Genomic DNA, 16,009 nt, shown 5'->3' on the forward strand with positions numbered 1-16,009 from the left:
TACCAGCGCCCCGAAGAGGCGCGGGACCGTGCCTCGGCCCGCGACTCCGCCGCGATCGATTCCGCGACGGCGCGGCAGCCGGACGACGGCCCACCGCGGATACAGCGCCCCGAAGAGGCGCGGGACCGTGCCTCGGCCCGCGACTCCGCCGCGATCGATTCCGCGACGGCGCGGCAGCCGGACGACGGCCCACCGCGGCCGAGCCGGCGCAGTGCTCGCCGTACCGTCCTGCTGTCCGTCGCGGGGGCGGTCACGGCGGCCGGGTTCGCGGGCGGGCTGCTCTCGTATCACACGCCGTCCCGGGACCGGGCGGCCCAGGAGGTCAGGGCGAGCGTCCCGGAGGTGAGCACACCGGGCCCGGCGTCACCGACGGCACGATCCGCCTCCCCCGCCGCACCCCGCTCGCCGGTGCCGCCGCCCGCCGCTTCGGCGAGCCTTCCGAGCCCGCCGGCGACACGGACCACGTCACCGACGCCGGCTCCCTCCACCGCCACGACCCGCCCGGCCGCCCCCACCGCCTCCGCCACCGCTCGGGCCACCCCGGCCCTCGCTCCGGTGCTGCAACGCGGCGACCATGGCCCCGAGGTGACCGAACTCCAGTACCGGCTAAGGCAGTTGAACCTCTACGGCGACGAGGTCAACGGCGTCTTCACCCCGCCCGTGGAGGACGCCGTACGCACCTACCAGCTGGCTCGCGGTATCCGTGGCGACGCCCTGGGGGTGTACGGGCCGGCGACCAGGAAGAGCCTGGAGGCGGAGACGTCCGAGCCCTGAGAGCGGGCGGCGCGAGGCGTCAGCCGATGTGCAGCCGGATCGTGCCGTCGCCCGTCGCCTCGACCCGCACCCGCGTCAGATCCGGGACGACCACATCAGGTCCGTGCAGACCGGCGCGGGGCCCGACCCCCACCACCGTCATCCCCGCGGAGCGCCCGGCGGCGATCCCCGCGCCGGAGTCCTCGAAGACCACACAGTCCGCCGGATCCACGCCCAGCTCGGCGGCGCCCTTGAGAAACCCCTCGGGGTCGGGCTTGCTCGCGCCCACCGACTCGGCGGTGACGCGGACCTCCGGCAGCGGCAGCCCGGCGGCGTTCATGCGGGCGGTGGACAGGGGGACGTCGGCGGAGGTCACGAGGGCGTGCGGAAGGCCGCGCAGGGAGGCGAGGAAGGCGCTCGCGCCGGGGATCTCGACGACGCCATCGGTGTCGGCGGTCTCCTCGGCGAGCATGCGGGCGTTGTCGGCGAGGTTCTGCTCCATGGGCCGGTCGGGCAGCAGTACGGCCATGGAGGCGTGCCCCTGCCGGCCGTGGACGACCTTCATCACCTCGTCGCCGTCCAGCCCGTGCCGCTCGGCCCAGCGGCGCCAGATGCGCTCGACGACGGCGTCCGAGTTGACGAGGGTGCCGTCCATGTCGAGCAGGAGGGCGCGGGCGGTGAGGACGGTGGGCGTGGCGGTGGCCGTCATCGGCAGCTCCAGGAACGAAAAAGACCCCGAGGGGAGGGACAAGGCGGCCCCGCCCGCCGGTCAGGGAAAACGGGCGGGAGCCACTTTGTTCCTCCACGGTACAAAATCACGGGCGGTCCCGCCACCACGTCCGGAAAGGGTTCACCGACCGTTCAGCTCGACCGGGGGCCACGACCGGCGGTTCATGGCCGGCGGTTCATGGCCTGAGTGCGCGACTGGCGGTCACGGCCAGGGGTCACGACCGGCGGTCACGACCAGGGATCACGACCGGCGGTTCATGGCCGGAGGTTCAGGCCGCCACCGCCTCGTACAGGCTCCACACGCCGAGGGCGAGCATCAGCAGTGCCGCGATCTGTGTGATCAGCCGCAGCGGAACCTTCTTCATCAGGGCCTTTCCGCCGACGATGCCGAGTCCGGCGACGGCCCACAGGCCCAGCACGGCGCCGAGGCCGACGGAGAGCGGGTCGTTGTAGCGGGCGGCCAGGTTGGCGGTCATGATCTGGGTGAGATCGCCGAACTCGGCGACGAAAATCAGCATGAAGCCCGTGCCCGCGACCCTCCAGAAGGACTGGTCGGCGGGCTTCTTGATCTCCTCCTCGCCCTCGTCCTTCTTCAGCAGCAGCACCGCGGCACCGACGAGGAAGAGGACGCCGGTGAGGGCGTGCACGATCCGCTGGGGCAGCAGAGTCAGCACGCTGCCGGCTGCGACGGCCAGCACGACGTGCAGCAGGAAGGCGGTGGCGACACCGGCGAAGACGTAGCTCGCGCGGTAGCGGGTGCCGAGGACGAGACCGGCGAGCGCGGTCTTGTCGGGCAGTTCGGCGAGGAAGATGACGCCGAAGACGAGCGCCGTCACGGTGATGCTGATCAAGGTTCCTCAATCGGTCGGGGCTGCCCCACCGAGAGTGTGGTACGTCACGCGATGACACCTCGGCAGGGCAGCACACTCGGTGTCCGTGTCGCGGGGACACGGACGTGCACTGCTTGCCGAAGGTCTCGCTGGCGGTCCTCGAAAGACTCGAAAGATCCGCCTCCGGGCGCCGGCTCAGGCTGGCTGAGCAGTATGTCGACGGTCCGGCGAAGAGCTACTCCCCTTCTGCGCTCCCCATCGTAGGGGATGCGAAGGTTGAGCCATAAATCTTGTCATGGCCTTGCCGTGACATGGACGCGTGATTATGTCCTTACCGAACGCTCACCCCACAGCAACACGGCCTCGCAAGCATTTCCTGACTCGCGCCCAAAACCCCCACTTCCCAAGGGGGTTCACGCATGCCGCAGGGTCTCGCGCTCAAGCCTGTCGGGTGCCGCACGCGGGCGGGTCTGCTACGGGTTCGATGACACCAGCCGCGTACGAACGAGCGCTCGCAGCATCGCAGCGCCCGCCACCACCGCTGCAAGGTGCAGGAGTGCCGCGAGCGCGAGGTTTTCCGGCAGGGCCGCATCGGCCGGTTGCGCGACCGCCAGGTACAGGGTGAACGGAAGCTTCCAGCCGCTCCAGGCGAACAGCGAGCCCGAGCCGAGCCAGCCGAGCACCATCGGGCCCCACCGAGGGACTCGCGCTGGCCGACCTCGGACGGCAGCCCAGGTGGCGGCGGACGCCACGAACGCCCAAAGCCCGAAGACTCCGGACAGCACATACCAAGCGAGGTCCCGCTCGCCGCGGTGGGCGACACCTGCGGTGCCGCCCGCCGCCCAGTACAGCCAGATGAGACCGACTGCGGCGCCGACCACGGCCATCCATGGCAGCGCCCTTGGCGAGCCCTCTCCACCGTCCCCGAGCCGACCCGCGAACGCGTCCGGCCAGCGCCGCCGCAAGTACGTGGGCAGCGCGATGGCCAGACCCAGCCCCATGCCTATGAACCCGATCTGAACCAGGGCGGCCTCCCAGCCCGGCATGGACGGGCCGGCGTCATTCCCTCTCTTCGGATTCCCATCCGCCCCGCCCAGCAGCGAACTGAGGACGGCGTACGGCAACACCGGTACGAGGAACCCCGTCCCGACCCATGCGCAGAAAGCCAACGGCGCTCCCGGTATGCGCATCCCCCACGGCCGCACCAGCGCGAGCGCCACCGCGATCCCGATCCCTGCCATACCGATCGTTGCGCTGTTGAGCACCACCCACTCCACCTTGCCGAACCCCGTCCCGACCGGCAGTAGCCCCAAGAGCGAGCCGACCACCCACGACACCTTGATCAGCAGGTAGGGCGTCAGCGCCAGCGCTGCCCCATACGCCGCGACCCGTCCGACTCGATCCCACCCATCCACCTGAACTCCCAATGCCAGCAGCGGTGTTCAAGTCTCATTCGCGATTGCCCCCACGGGCGTCAACCTCCGGGCGCATCCATGTCATCACTCAGGAGGGGTGAGAATCAGCCGACGGGAGCACCTAGAACCGCTGGAACACGAGGAGCCGCAATTCAATCGGCTTCGTACCTCGCCAGACGCCTGCGAGGACGGCCGCCTCCGCGCGGTTCGCGGCGCGGGCACGGCCGACCGCCCCGATCCTCATGCGACTGGAGACCGTACGGCGACCGCGGCTCCGTCGTGGCCGGTCGCGCCCACGCGACGGAGTCGCACATCAGGTGCAGCCCCGCGCCCCTGGGAAACTGCGGCGACCGGCACCCGCAGTGCGCCCGTGGGCCGAACAGCCGGTGGTCTACGCGGTGCGGCGGCGCATGAGGTAGCCCGCCGCCGCGCCCGCGGCGAAGAGGGCCGCGAAGGAGACGGCCGTGGCCAGCCAGGTCGCGCCGAGCCACTGGGCGCCGTAGTAGCCGAGGGCCACGCTGTAGGCGGCCCAGGAGAGGCCGGCCAGGGCGGACCAGGGGACGAAGTCGCGGGCTCGGCGGTGGGCGGCGCCGGCGCAGAAGGACACCACCGAGCGGCCCGCCGGGGCGAAGCGGGCGAGCACGACCAGCGCGCCGCCGCCCCGGGCCAGGGCATCGCCGAGACGTTCCTGCGCGGTGGTCAGCCGCCGGGAGCGGGCTATCGCGCGGTCCAGCCGCGCACCGCCCCGCCAGGCCAGCCGGTACGCCACCAGATCGCCGAGGACCGAGGCGGTCGCCGCGGAGAGGATCAGGACCAGGAGGTCCGGCACGTCGCGCGGGACCCGGCCGGCCGCCGCGCCCGAGCCCGCCGCCGCTGCCGTACCCGCCGTGATGACGAGCACGCCGCTCGGCAGCACCGGCACGAACACGTCGAGCAGCACGGACATGACAACCGCGGCATAGATCCACGGTCCGGCGGCCAACGCCCCCACATTCTCGAACACCACGACTCCCGTTGCTCCCCCGTTGACAGCCAGACAGCGTACGCCGGGGGTGTGACAGAAGGGGCTAGGGGGGCGAACAAGGACTCAGGCGGGTCCGGGGCCTCCGCCACACTCTGTCACCCGAACAGCGCACGCTGTGCGGCAAGGGCCCTCCGCGTCCGTCGCAATGGATAGAGGCCTGTCCGAAATATCAGGCTCACATCCGAACGAAACGGCGCATGAGCGCAGAAGAAGGTGCACATCATGGTGGCAGCAGCCGTATACGCGGGCACCCTCGCCGCAGCCCTGTTCGCGTCCGGGACCGCGAGCTCCGCCCACACCTCCTCGTTGGAGACCTACGGCGTGTTCTCCGCTCCGGCCGCGGGCAACAAGTCGAACGCGGTGGCGTACGACCAGAACCTCGTCCCGGCGGGCGCCCTGATCCAGGTCCGCCAGATCACCCAGCCGAGCGGTGCCACGACCGTCGAGCTGCGGGTGGCCGGCGTCAAGCCCAACCACCTCTTCGGGGTCCACATCCACCAGAAGGCCTGTGGCGCCGACCCCGCCGCCGCCGGCAAGCACTACCAGAACCACACCGGCACGGACGCCGCCCACGTCAACAAGGACAACGAGGTCTGGCTGGACTTCAAGTCCAGCGCGAACGGGATCGGCAACGCCACCGCCAAGCACACCTGGGCCTTCCGGAAGGGCCAGGCGGGTTCGGTGGTGATCCACAACGAGCCCGGCACCAAGGGCAGTCGGGTGGCCTGCGTCACCGTGCCGTTCGGCGCGACGTCGTAGCCGGCCGGAGGCCGGACGGCACCCTTCCCCCTGCGAGAGGGAAGGACGCCGTCCCGGGTCAGGCGGCCATCGGGGTGTGCTCGGTGGCGGCCCGGCCGTCCGCGGCGGGGCGGCGGGCGACGAGCCGGTCGAGCCCGAAGGCGCCGGACCCGGTGAAGACCAGCAGGAAGAAGGCCCAGCAGAACATGACCGACGGCTCGCCGCCGTTCTGGATGGGCCACAGCGCGGCCTGCTGGTGCACGTCGAAATAGGCGTACGCCATCGAGCCCGAGGCGATCAGCGCCGCCCCGCGGGTGCCGAGGCCGAGGAGCACCAGGCCGCCGGCGACGAGCTGGATCACGGCCGCGTACCAGCCGGGCCAGGTGCCGGTCGGGATCGCGCCGCCCTGGGTCCCGGCGGCACCGCCGAGGACGCCGAAGAGGGACGCGGCGCCGTGCACGGCGAACAACAGGCCCACGACGATACGGAAGAGCCCGAGGACATAGGGCTGAGCGGAGTTGAGACGTGCGGACATGAGGGGGTTCTCCTCTTCGGTGGCGGTCGGACCGGCCAGGGACGTCCAAGTGGCCGGTCGTGGGGGGGAATGCGGCGGTACCGAACGAGGGACTCAGGTTAGGGCTACCTAATCAATGCTTGCAAGTTCAACATTTGGGCCATCGCCTTCCATTGGCACCCCAAAGGCGAACCTCCTTGCGTGGACGGTGCCTTGAGGGTTCATCAGGGGGTATGGCCGCTGGGCGACGGGGGCGGGGATATCCAACCGCCACCGGTTAGCGGACGAAGCGGACGGCGCGGTTCATCATGACCTGCTGACCCCAACCGCCCTCCTACCGGCCCGAGTTGACCGTCATGCCGGATTGCGGGAGGTGCCCCTACGGGGCGCTTCGCGCCGCCTGCCCCCGCACCTCCAGCCCCCCGAGCAGCTCCGCCGTGGCCTCGGCCACCGCGGCCACCGCGCGGTCGAAGACCTCGCGGTTGTGCGCGGCGGGGGCCCGGAATCCCGAAATCTTCCGCACGTACTGCAGCGCGGCGGCGTGGATGTCCTCCTCCGTGGCCTCCTCGGGCAGCACGGGCGGACGCAGCGTCTTGATACTCCGGCACATGCCCCCAGTCTCACGCACCCCGCGCCGAGGTGCGAGGATCACGCCGAAGGCGGCCACCGACTCCCGGGGCCGACCGACGAGAGGAACCTCCTCATGACCAACGAGCACACCGTGGCCGTCCTCGGCCCCGGCGGCACCGGCGGACTCCTCGCCGCCCTGCTCTCCCGCTCCGGCCACCGCGTCGTCTGCCTGGCCCAGGACCGTACGGCCGACACCCTGCGCCGTACCGGACTCACGGTCCGCAGCGCACAGTTCGGCGAGTTCACCGCCCCGGTCGAGGCGGACACCGAACTGCGCGAGCCGGTGGCCGCCTGCCTGATCGCCGTCAAGCACACCGCGCTGGACGCCGCCCTCACCCGGGTGCCGCCACAGGCTCTGGGCGACGCCCTCGTCGTACCGCTCCTGAACGGCGTCGAACACCCCGGCCTGCTCCGCGCCCGCTACGGCCCCGAGCGGGTCGCCCCGGCGGTGATCCGCGTGGAGTCCACCCGGGTCGCCCCGGGGGTGATCGAACACGGCAGCCCGTTCACGGAGATCGACCTGGCCGGGGACGCCGTACCCCGCCCCCGTCTCGACGACCTCGCGGCCACCCTCGGCTCCGCCGGGGTGACGGCCCGCGTGGTCGAGGACGAGACGGCGGCCCTGTGGGCCAAGATGGCGTTCCTCGCCCCCTTCGCCCTGCTCACCACGCGGTACGCCCTCCCCCTCGGCGAGGCCCGCACCCGGCACCGCGAGGAGCTGGAGTCCCTGGTCGCCGAGACCGCCGCGGTCAGCCGTGCCTGCGGGGCCCCCGCCGACCCGGCCCAGGCGCTGGCCCGGTACGACGCCTTCCCGCCCGGCGCCAAGTCGTCCATGCAACGCGACGCCGAGGCGGGCCGCCCGCTCGAACTCGACGCCATCGGCGGGGCACTGCTGCGCGCCGCGGACCGGCACGGTGTGCCGGTGCCGGTGACGGCCCGCCTGGTGGACGAACTGCGGGCCGCCGGCCACCCAACGGCGCCAGGCCCGCGATGATCAGCACGGGCCCACCCGTTCGCGTGAACCTCACAACCGAACTCGCCCCCCAAAATCGAACAGGCGTAGCATTGGGGTGTGGCTACGACCTATGAATTCCCCAGTGACCTCCTCGCCGGTCAGGAGGAGCTGCATCAGGTCCGGGCCGAGCTGTCGGCCCTGCTCAAGCGCCTGCCGTGGTCGGTCGAACCGATGGACGGCTTCAGCGACGACACCGGCTGGCGGAAGGTGGAGCGGCCCGCGTCCCCGGGCTGGACGGCGGACGAGCAGGCCGAGGTGGAGAAGCTGCGCCGCCGCGAGCACGAACTCGCGGTTTTCGTCACCACGCACCGCTTCTGGGCCGAGGTCGCGGCAGCGGACCGCATGGACGCCCGCACCCGACTGAAGCACGCACACAGGCGGCAGCCGTCAGGAGAGGAATGAGAAGAGCCCCCAGCCGTATGGCTGGGGGCTCCGTCTGTGGGCGCGGACGGTTTCGAACCGCCGACATCCTGCTTGTAAGGCAGGCGCTCTACCCCTGAGCTACGCACCCGGACACCTGGGCTGCGCGCCCAGGACGAGTCGACAGCCTACCTTGCCGCAACCAGTGCACGGCAAACCCGTAACGGCCGTATGCGGGGGTTATCCCCACCCCCGGTCCGGGAGCCGTCCTCATCGTCCCGCCCGCCCCGGCTCCCTTACGGTCCTCGCAGACCGAATCCCAGGGGGAGTTCCGCATGACCCGTTCCGTTCCTGTCCGCGCCGCCGCCCTGGCCGTCGTCACCGGTGTGCTGGTGGCGACGGTCAGTGCCTGCGGTGCCTCCGCAGACGACGACACGCACCCGGACCACCGGTCCTTCGCGCTGCACGGCCGCACCCTCACGATCGACTCCGACAACTCCGCGCTGGAGGTCGTCGCCACCGACTCGGCCAAGGCCGGCACGGTCGAGGTGACCCGGTGGTTCCAGGGATCCGTCGTCGTCGGCCACAGTCCGACGCTGCGCTGGTCCTTCCAGGACGACCGGCTGGTGCTGCGGGTGCACTGCTCGGGCCTCATCGCCGACTGCTCGGCCCGGCACCGGATCGAGGTGCCGCGCGGGATCAGCGTGAAGGTCGACAACGGGGACGGCGGCGTGCGGGCGCACGGGTTCCGGGATCCGCTCAGTGTCGACACCGCCGACGGCTCCGTACACGTCACCGACTCCAGCGGGCCGCTCGACCTGAAGTCGACCGACGGTGCGGTCCGCGCGGACGTCTCGTCGCGCCGGGTGAAGGCCGGCTCCACCGACGGCTCGGTGCAGGTCCTGCTGTCCGGTGTGCCCGACCTGGTGGACGCCTCCAGCACCGACGGCTCGGTGACGGTCGCCGTGCCGAGGGGCGCCTACCGGGTTTCGGCCGGTTCCGACGACGGCGCGGTGTCGGTGTCCGTGCCCCGCGACGACCGCAGCCCGCACCGGGTGTCGGCCCACGCCACGGACGGAAAGGTCACGGTCCGCACGGGAAAGTGAGGACGCCGGACGCGAACTGACCGGCCCATGTGTTTCGTCTACTACGGGTGGGAGAATGACACCACCCACGGCGGACCACAGCACGGGAGAGGGATGTGACGGCGACACCGGGCACGCCAGCGACGCGGTCGTACCCGCCGTCGACCGTACGGGCCCGGTCCGGGTCCACGGCCCTGCGCGACACCCTCACCCTGCTGAGCCTGCCGGTCCTGGCCGTGCTCGCGCTGCCCGCCGCGTTCGCCGGCGGCGGCACCCGGCGCTGGTTCGGCGGCCGGGCGGAGAGCCAGCGGGCGGAGGCGCAGGCCGCGAAGGACGCCGCGGCGGCCGCGTTCTACGAACTCGACACCGCCCAGCGCGACCTGCGGATCTCCATCGAGACCATCACGGCCGTGGACGACTCGCCCGCCGCCCGCCGTGCCGTCACCGACTTCGCGGCGCTCGGGCAGCGGATCGACGAGGCCAGCCAGCGCTATATCCAGGCCGTCGACGCGCATGACCTGGACCGGGACGATCTGGAGGCCGCCGCGGCCTCGCGGGCGCGAGCGGAGCTGACGTCCGCCAAGGACGAGCTGCTCCGGGTCCGGCAGGAGCTGGACCGTTTCGGCAGCTCGCTCGGGCCGCTGCTCGGGAAGGCCGAGACCCAGCTGGCCCGGGTGGCGCCCGGCGTGGAGCGGGCCCGGCAGGCGCTGCTCGGCGCGAGCAACGCCCTGGACGCCGTACGGGAGCGGGGGCTGCGGGCCGATGACCTGGCCGGCCGGCTCGCGGCCCTCTCCCCCGAGCTGACCAAGCTGAACCAGGGCGCCGGTCAGCACGGCGTGGCACAGACGCTGGAGCGGGCCGAGCGGGTGCAGCGGGAGGCCGGGGCGATCCGGGCCGAGGCCGAGCGGCTGCCGGAGAAGGCCGCCGAGATCGACCACCGGCTGGTCAGCCTGCGCACCCGGGCCCAGGCGCTCACCACCAGGGCCGGACAGGTGGACCCGGTGCTGAGCGAGCTGCGGCGCCGGTTCGCGGCCGCGTGCTGGCAGGACCTGCAGCACGTGCCCGAGCAGGCCGCGGAGAACGTACGGCAGGCCGAGGTCAAGCTCCGCGAGGCCCAGGCGGCGCGGGACGCCCAGCGCTGGCCGGACGCCACGTCGCTGTTGTCGACGGTACGGGCCCTGCTGAACGTCACCGACGAGGCCGTGTCGGCCGCGGGTGACCGGCTGCGGCGGCTGAACGAGGTGCAGAAGGATCCGCAGGCGGAGATCGAGCGGACCCGCTTCGCGATCCGGGACGCCCAGCGGCTGGCCATGACCGGCCGTACGACCCCCGATCCCCGGCATGCCCGGCCGCTGGACGACGCGGTGGGGCGGCTGGAGCGGGCGATCGGTTCGCTGGAGACCGGCCGACACCCCGACTACTGGCACTTCCTGACCGAGACGGATGCGGTGCGGCAGACGGTGGCCCGAGTGGTGGCGCAGATCCGTGAGGAACGCGGAGGGCACTGAGCGGGGCCCGCCGTGGGTGCGCTGTGCCGCCGTCGGTTGCAGGGCGCGGTGTGGCGGGCGGATATTGGATGCACGCATGGCCTCCGCTAGCGCCCGAGGAGGCGGATATGGCCACACACGCAGCGCACACGCGGGACACGGGGCCGCGACGGCGGATCGAGTTCGACAAGCACCTGCCCGTCGACCACCGGCTGAACACGGTCTACCGGATCGGCGCGGGCCTGATCGGCGCGTTCCTCGTCGCCTTCGGCATCCTGGGTCTGATCAACCACATCGGCTTCTTCGACACCGGCGGTGCCACGGTCGCCGAGCTGAACACCAACGGAACGCTGAGCGTGCTGTCGATCGTCGTCGGCGCGATCCTGCTCGCCGGTATGGTGATCGGCGGGAACGTGGCGTCCACGCTGAACCTGGTGTTCGGGGTGCTGTTCCTGCTGAGCGGCTTCCTGAGCCTCGGCCTGCTGGACACCACGCACAATTTCCTGGCGTTCAAGATCCAGAACGTGTTCTTCAGCTTCATCGTGGGCCTGCTGCTGATGACCTTCGGCATGTACGGCCGGGTCGGCTCGACCCTGCCGCACGACAACCCCTACTGGCGGGCCCGGCACCCGGATGCCGTCGAGCGTGAGCAGGCCGGGCAGTAATCTGTGGCCATGCCTCGCTATGAGTACCGCTGCCGTACCTGCGGCGACACGTTCGAACTGAGCCGCCCCATGGCCGAGTCCGCCGCCCCCGCGACGTGCCCTGCGGGGCATGACGACACGGTGAAATTGCTGTCGACGGTGGCGGTGGGCGGCACGGCCACCGCTGCCCCCGCCCCCGCGTCCGGTGGGGGCGGCGGTGGCTGTTGTGGCGGAGGGTGCTGCGGCTAGTCCTGTTGTCGAGCAGCCCGTAGGAACTCCCGTACGATCCGCTCCCCCGCCAGCACCCCCCGCTCGGGCAGCGCGCTGATCTCCGGAGCGGTCCACCCGGTGTCGGCCAGCTCGCCATGGCCCGGGCGCCAGCCGCGGTCGGCGGCGAGGAGGAGGTCGGCGTCCAGGAGGGAGTCCCCGGCGGCCAGCGTGCGCTCGGCGCCGGTGCGGCGGGCGATCTCGCGGACGGCCGCGCTCTTGGTGAGCGGCTTCGGTACGGCGTAGATCTTGCGGCCCTGGAGCGAGACGGTCCAGCCGCGGTTCTCCGCCCACACGGCCAGTTCCTTCACCCAGTCCTCGGGCAGCAGCTCGCGCTCGACGACGAGGTAGGTGAACAGGTCCTCGGCGATGCGGTGCTTGCGCACCCAGGCCGGGTCCGCCGAGCGCAGCAGATGGTCGTGGACCTCGGCCAGCGGCGCGCACTCGTCGGCGAGGCGGGCGAGCACACCGGAGTGCCAGTCGGTGTCCGTCACACCGTCGACCAGCAGATGGCCGCCGTTGGCGCAGATCGCGTACGTCGGGGGCGGCCCGGGCAGGTTGATCCGCTGGTACTGCTTGCGGGTGCGCGTCGTCGTCGGCACGAAGACGGCCGTGTCGCCGAGGTCGGTGAGTAGCTGGGCCGCCGTCTCCGTCATGTAGGAGAGCGGCTTGGCCTCGTGCACCTCCACGCACAGCAGCCGGGGCGCCCGCGCGTCCGGCATGGTCAGCGCGAGGGCCGCCGAGGAGTAGATCAGCGTACGGTCGAGGTCGCTCGCCACCAGCACCGGCATCAGACGTTCACCGCCTTGCCGTCGGCGCCCGTGGCACCGCGCGTGTACTTGGGGTGGATCAGCCCGACGCAGGTGTACGGCAGCTCACCGACCTCCTCGACGGGGACTCCCCGCTGCTCGGCGAGCATGCGTACGTGGTCGAGGTCGGCGCCGGCCCCTGCGCGCGCCAGGATCTTCCACGGCACCCGGCGCAGCAGCACCCGGGTGGTCTCGCCGACGCCGGGCTTGACGAGGTTCACGTCGTGGATGCCGTACTCCTCGCTGATCCGCTCCACCGCCCGCCAGCCGGCCCAGGTCGGGTCGCGGTCCTCGGCCATCAGCTCCTTGACCGCGGTGTCGACGGTGTCGGCGATCTCCGGGAAGCGGGCCGAGACGGCGTCGAGGAAGGCCACGGAGACATCGGCGCCGGCGAGTTCGCGGTAGAACTTCGCGCCGTGGAAGTCGCTCGGGCCGACCAGGTCCGCGCGCAGGACGGTCCGCGATATCAGCCCCGAGACGGTCGAGTTGAGGCAGGCGGAGGGTATGAGGAAGTCCTCGCGGGTGCCGTAGGTGCGCACGCAGGAGCCCGGGTCGGCGAGTACGGCGATCTCCGGGTCGAAGCCGGTGACGCCCTCCTGCGTCTCGAACTCCTCGACGGCCTGGGCGAGTTCGCGGGTGATGGCGCCCTTGCCGGTCCAGCCGTCGACGAACACGACGTCGCGCGGGTCGTGGTGGGCGGCGAGCCAGCGCAGCGCGTTGGCGTCGATGCCGCGGCCGCGCACGATCGACACCGCGTAGTGCGGGAGGTCGAGGCCGTGCCGGAACTGCGCCCAGCGGCGCATGAGGATGCCGACCGGGGTGCCCGCGCGGGCGAGCGAGACTAGTACCGGGCGCGGCGACCGCTCGGCGATGACGGCCTCGGTGACCACGCCGACGGCCTGCGCGATCCGGGTGGCGGAGGTGTCGAGGGCCGCGTGGAACAGCTCCTGGTACTGCTCGCTGGGCTGGTACTCCACCGGCAGCGACTCGGCGTAGTGCGCGCCACCGCTCTGGATGGCCTCCTCCCGCTCCTCGGTCGGCGCCTCCAGTGTGACGTCGGAGAGGTCCTGGAGCAGCCAGCCGACCTCCTCGGGCGCGTAGCTGGAGAATGCGGGGGCACGGAGGGGCTCGGGCAGCATGGCCGGCCTTTCGGAAGCGTGCGGTACGTACGACGGGACGACCGCGAGCAGGACGTGCGGGGTGTGTGCGGCGAGCCGGGCCAGCAGGCCGTCGGGCGCGTGCAGGGCGGGGGTGTCGCCGACGGAGTCGACCACGGCGACCACGGCGTCGAAGTCACCGCCCGCGACGTTGTAGGCGTACCGCTCGCCGGGGCCGTCGGCCGGGTCGTCGTGCGCGGGGAAGACCAGCCGGGTACGGATCGCATACCCGGGGTCGTCCAGCGCCAGGACGGGCGAGCGGGTGGTGGTGGAGAACCGCACCTCGGCCGGTACGACCTGCTCCAGCTCACGGGCCAGGCGCAGGGGGGCGTACATCAGCTCCTCGAAGCCGAGCACGAGGACACGCCGGGCGGAGGCGGGCAGGGCGTCGGCCACTCGGGCGGCCATGGCGGGCAGCGCGGACTCCAGGCGGGCCCGGTGGGCGAGCGTGAAGCCGTGCCGGCCACCGTCGGGGAGGCGGTGGGGCCAGTGGAGCTCCACCCGGGTGACACGGCCGTACGACGGCTCGGGCGAGCCGTGCCGCTGATCATGCTCGGCGACCAGCCGCTGCCCCTTGTCCAGCACACCCTCCGGCAGCCGTACGCTCCCGGTGGCGGCGGCGATCAGGTCCACCCGGGCTCCGATCCGGGTGGCGAACCGAGCCATCCGGTCGGCGTCCTCGGGCGAGCGCATGTCGACCAGGGCGACCACGACGTAACGCTTGCGTGGATAGCGTTCGTGCAGCTCACGGATGGTGTTCAGGACCGTGTTCCCGGTGGAGAACTCGTCGTCGACCAGGACCAGCGGACCATCTCCGGTCAGCAGGCCGGGATCCTCGGGGAGCAGCAGATGGGAGGTGGCGTGCGAGTGGCTCTCCTCGAAGCCGCCCGCACGGGCGACCCCGGCCACCGGCCGACGCGTGGAGTGCAGGTACGGCGCCGCACCCAGGCCGTCGGCCACGGCATGGCCCAGCCCGGTCGCGGTCTCCGCGTAACCCAGGACCACCGCACTCCGCGCCTCCCCCTCGGAGAGCATCGCGGCGACCTGTCGGCCGAGCCGGAACCCATGCCCGTACACCACCGCCGGCGACTGCGGAACGTGCTTGCCGAGCACGTTCGACACCAGCAGATGGGCCCGCTTGGGATTGCGCCGCAGGGCGAGCCCGAGCAGGGCCCGCAGGCCGTCGTCCCCCACGAGTTCGACGCCGAGCCGCTCGGCGACCCAGCTGCCGGACCAGGCCCCGTGCTTCACTGCGTTCCTCATACGTTCCTTATTCCGGCGGCGAGCAGCTCGACGAAGCCGACGTCCTCGTGGGCCACGCCGAAGGCCTCGGCGCGCAGCAGGGTCCGCTCGGCCCAGGCGCGGTGCGGCTTCACCTCGTTCATCTTGTTCGTGTAGGCCGACCGGAGTACACCCCCGCCGCCGCGTTCCGGCCGCAGGATGTCCTGGGCGTCGCTGTATTCCTCGTGGCTGACCACGGACAGCGCGTGGACGGGCAGCACGTGGGAGGGGTGGATGCAGGTCTTGCCGAGCAGGCCGTTGGCCTGGTCGAGGGAGATCTCCCGCAGCAGTCCGTCCATGGCGTGCTCGATCAGCCTCTCGCGCAGCTCGACGGCCTGCACCTCCAGGAAGGGGCTCTGCCTCAGCTGGGGCTTGAACATGCGCTCCGAGACCCGGAAGTACTCCCACACGGGTCCGGTCACGGTGAATCCGGTGCCGTCGGCCCGGCCCAGCATGTTCACGACGTCGGCGATCACCGAGGCGACGATCTGCACGTCGTAGGCGGTCATGTCGGGGGCGCGGCGCAGGCCGTAGGAGGAGCAGAAGTCGGTCACGCCGAGGCGCAGGGCGAGCACCCGGTCGCGGTACTTGTCGACCGCGCGGGCGATGCCCTCCAGGGTGTCCACGCGGGACTCGCGGTAGAGCAGCTCCGGGGACTCCAGGACGGGCATGGCGAACAGCCGGCGCCCGCTGAGCGCCTCGGCGGCCGTCAGGGCCTCCAGGAAGGGGATGCCGCGCTCCTCGGTGAACTTGGGCAGCACGAACCCCGACAGCAGCCGCACGGACGCGCCGAGGCGCCGTACGAGGTCGGGGATCTGCTCGGGGGCGCGCACCCGTATGAAGAGCAGCGGGGGCTCTGCGCCGGGCCGGGCGGCCAGGTCGGCGAACTGCCGGACGAGGTTCTCCTCGCCGGCCACCACGTCCGCGTCGTCGATCGAGTCCTCCAGGCACAGCACCATCGAGACCACGCCGTTCCCGGCCTGCTTGACGATGTCGTCGGCGAGCCGCGGCCTGGTGGCCGGGCTGTACAGGGTGGCGCCGAGGGCGGCGGCGAGCAGCCGGGCCGGAGAGTCGGCGGTGAACGCGCACGGCTCCCGGTGAAAGAGGCGCTGCCGCACCTCGGGGGCGATGTGCCCGAAATGACGCATAGAACTCCCCCAGGGCGATGAGCCCGAGTCTCAGGGTTCGGTAAAGGGTGGCCGGTAATAGTACGTAGGGATCTGTGTCAGAGGTTCCCGGCGGGCATGAATTTCCGGTAACTCGCCCGTGTC

The 16,009-nt window shown here is 71.9% G+C and carries 17 protein-coding genes and 1 tRNA gene; 8 read left to right on the plus strand and 10 right to left on the minus strand.

The features are described from left to right. Positions 1-774, plus strand: a 774-nt coding sequence (locus tag ACFYOH_RS06765) for a peptidoglycan-binding protein (protein WP_388621894.1), incomplete at its 5' end; no start/stop codon positions are given. A 19-nt stretch (positions 775-793) separates the two neighbouring features. Here ACFYOH_RS06765 and ACFYOH_RS06770 read toward each other — a convergent pair. From ACFYOH_RS06770 to ACFYOH_RS06785, 4 genes are all read right to left on the minus strand, one after another. Continuing rightward, positions 794-1,462, minus strand: a complete 669-nt coding sequence (locus ACFYOH_RS06770; protein ID WP_388621896.1) for an HAD family hydrolase — start codon at positions 1,460-1,462, stop codon at positions 794-796. Between the two features lie 289 nt (positions 1,463-1,751). Then, positions 1,752-2,333, minus strand: a complete 582-nt coding sequence (locus ACFYOH_RS06775; protein ID WP_388621898.1) for a TMEM165/GDT1 family protein — start codon at positions 2,331-2,333, stop codon at positions 1,752-1,754. Between the two features lie 452 nt (positions 2,334-2,785). Next, positions 2,786-3,727 (minus strand): hypothetical protein, encoded by a 942-nt coding sequence (locus tag ACFYOH_RS06780; protein ID WP_388621900.1) that lies wholly within the window; start codon positions 3,725-3,727, stop codon positions 2,786-2,788. A 391-nt stretch (positions 3,728-4,118) separates the two neighbouring features. Continuing rightward, positions 4,119-4,673: a DedA family protein gene (locus ACFYOH_RS06785; protein ID WP_388622336.1), complete on the minus strand. Its 555-nt coding sequence runs from the start codon at positions 4,671-4,673 to the stop codon at positions 4,119-4,121. Positions 4,674-4,973: 300 nt separating this feature from the next. On the opposite strand from ACFYOH_RS06785, the gene ACFYOH_RS06790 reads away from it, so the two are divergent. Beyond that, positions 4,974-5,510, plus strand: a complete 537-nt coding sequence (locus ACFYOH_RS06790; protein ID WP_388621902.1) for a superoxide dismutase family protein — start codon at positions 4,974-4,976, stop codon at positions 5,508-5,510. 58 nt (positions 5,511-5,568) lie between these two features. On the opposite strand, the gene ACFYOH_RS06795 is transcribed toward ACFYOH_RS06790, so the two are convergent. Together ACFYOH_RS06795 and ACFYOH_RS06800 are read right to left on the minus strand one after the other, a co-directional pair. Then, positions 5,569-6,024 carry a DoxX family protein gene (locus tag ACFYOH_RS06795; RefSeq protein WP_388621904.1) on the minus strand — a complete coding sequence of 152 codons (456 nt, stop codon included), beginning with the start codon at positions 6,022-6,024 and terminating at the stop codon, positions 5,569-5,571. Positions 6,025-6,382: 358 nt separating this feature from the next. Beyond that, positions 6,383-6,613, minus strand: a complete 231-nt coding sequence (locus ACFYOH_RS06800; protein WP_388621905.1) for a DUF2277 domain-containing protein — start codon at positions 6,611-6,613, stop codon at positions 6,383-6,385. Positions 6,614-6,706: 93 nt separating this feature from the next. Between ACFYOH_RS06800 and ACFYOH_RS06805 the strand changes: the two genes are divergently transcribed. Continuing rightward, a complete protein-coding gene (locus ACFYOH_RS06805; protein ID WP_388621907.1) occupies positions 6,707-7,627 on the plus strand; it encodes a ketopantoate reductase family protein in 921 nt (306 codons plus the stop codon). 78 nt (positions 7,628-7,705) lie between these two features. Then, entirely contained in the window at positions 7,706-8,050 is a 345-nt protein-coding gene (locus tag ACFYOH_RS06810; RefSeq protein ID WP_388621909.1) for a hypothetical protein, read from the plus strand. 37 nt (positions 8,051-8,087) lie between these two features. On the opposite strand, the gene ACFYOH_RS06815 is transcribed toward ACFYOH_RS06810, so the two are convergent. Then, positions 8,088-8,159: transfer RNA gene (locus tag ACFYOH_RS06815), tRNA-Val, on the minus strand. Between the two features lie 184 nt (positions 8,160-8,343). Between ACFYOH_RS06815 and ACFYOH_RS06820 the strand changes: the two genes are divergently transcribed. The 4 genes from ACFYOH_RS06820 (at position 8,344) to ACFYOH_RS06835 (ending at position 11,473) form a co-directional block, all read left to right on the plus strand. Continuing rightward, the gene (locus ACFYOH_RS06820; RefSeq protein WP_388621911.1) at positions 8,344-9,114 is read left to right on the plus strand and encodes a DUF4097 family beta strand repeat-containing protein; all 771 of its coding nucleotides are present in this window, start codon (positions 8,344-8,346) and stop codon (positions 9,112-9,114) included. A gap of 95 nt (positions 9,115-9,209) precedes the next feature. Beyond that, complete coding sequence (locus tag ACFYOH_RS06825; protein WP_388621913.1) at positions 9,210-10,601, plus strand: hypothetical protein; 1,392 nt, start codon at positions 9,210-9,212, stop codon at positions 10,599-10,601. A 107-nt stretch (positions 10,602-10,708) separates the two neighbouring features. Further along, complete coding sequence (locus ACFYOH_RS06830; protein ID WP_388621915.1) at positions 10,709-11,245, plus strand: DUF4383 domain-containing protein; 537 nt, start codon at positions 10,709-10,711, stop codon at positions 11,243-11,245. 9 nt (positions 11,246-11,254) lie between these two features. Then, complete coding sequence (locus ACFYOH_RS06835) at positions 11,255-11,473, plus strand: zinc ribbon domain-containing protein (RefSeq protein WP_388621916.1); 219 nt, start codon at positions 11,255-11,257, stop codon at positions 11,471-11,473. Here the strand turns inward: ACFYOH_RS06835 and ACFYOH_RS06840 are convergent. The 3 genes from ACFYOH_RS06840 to ACFYOH_RS06850 are packed head-to-tail and all read right to left on the minus strand — an operon-like array spanning position 11,470 to position 15,886. Then, complete coding sequence (locus ACFYOH_RS06840; protein ID WP_388621917.1) at positions 11,470-12,282, minus strand: HAD family hydrolase; 813 nt, start codon at positions 12,280-12,282, stop codon at positions 11,470-11,472. The two genes, ACFYOH_RS06835 and ACFYOH_RS06840, sit on opposite strands and share 4 nt — an antisense overlap. Then, complete coding sequence (locus ACFYOH_RS06845) at positions 12,282-14,720, minus strand: phosphoribosyltransferase (RefSeq protein WP_388621919.1); 2,439 nt, start codon at positions 14,718-14,720, stop codon at positions 12,282-12,284. The genes ACFYOH_RS06840 and ACFYOH_RS06845 overlap by 1 nt, the downstream gene beginning before the upstream one ends. Continuing rightward, positions 14,717-15,886 carry an HpcH/HpaI aldolase/citrate lyase family protein gene (locus ACFYOH_RS06850; RefSeq protein WP_388621921.1) on the minus strand — a complete coding sequence of 390 codons (1,170 nt, stop codon included), beginning with the start codon at positions 15,884-15,886 and terminating at the stop codon, positions 14,717-14,719. The genes ACFYOH_RS06845 and ACFYOH_RS06850 overlap by 4 nt, the downstream gene beginning before the upstream one ends. Between the last annotated feature and the right edge of the window lie 123 nt (positions 15,887-16,009).

Source organism: Streptomyces sp. NPDC007856, assembly GCF_042868225.1.
Classification (GTDB): domain Bacteria; phylum Actinomycetota; class Actinomycetes; order Streptomycetales; family Streptomycetaceae; genus Streptomyces.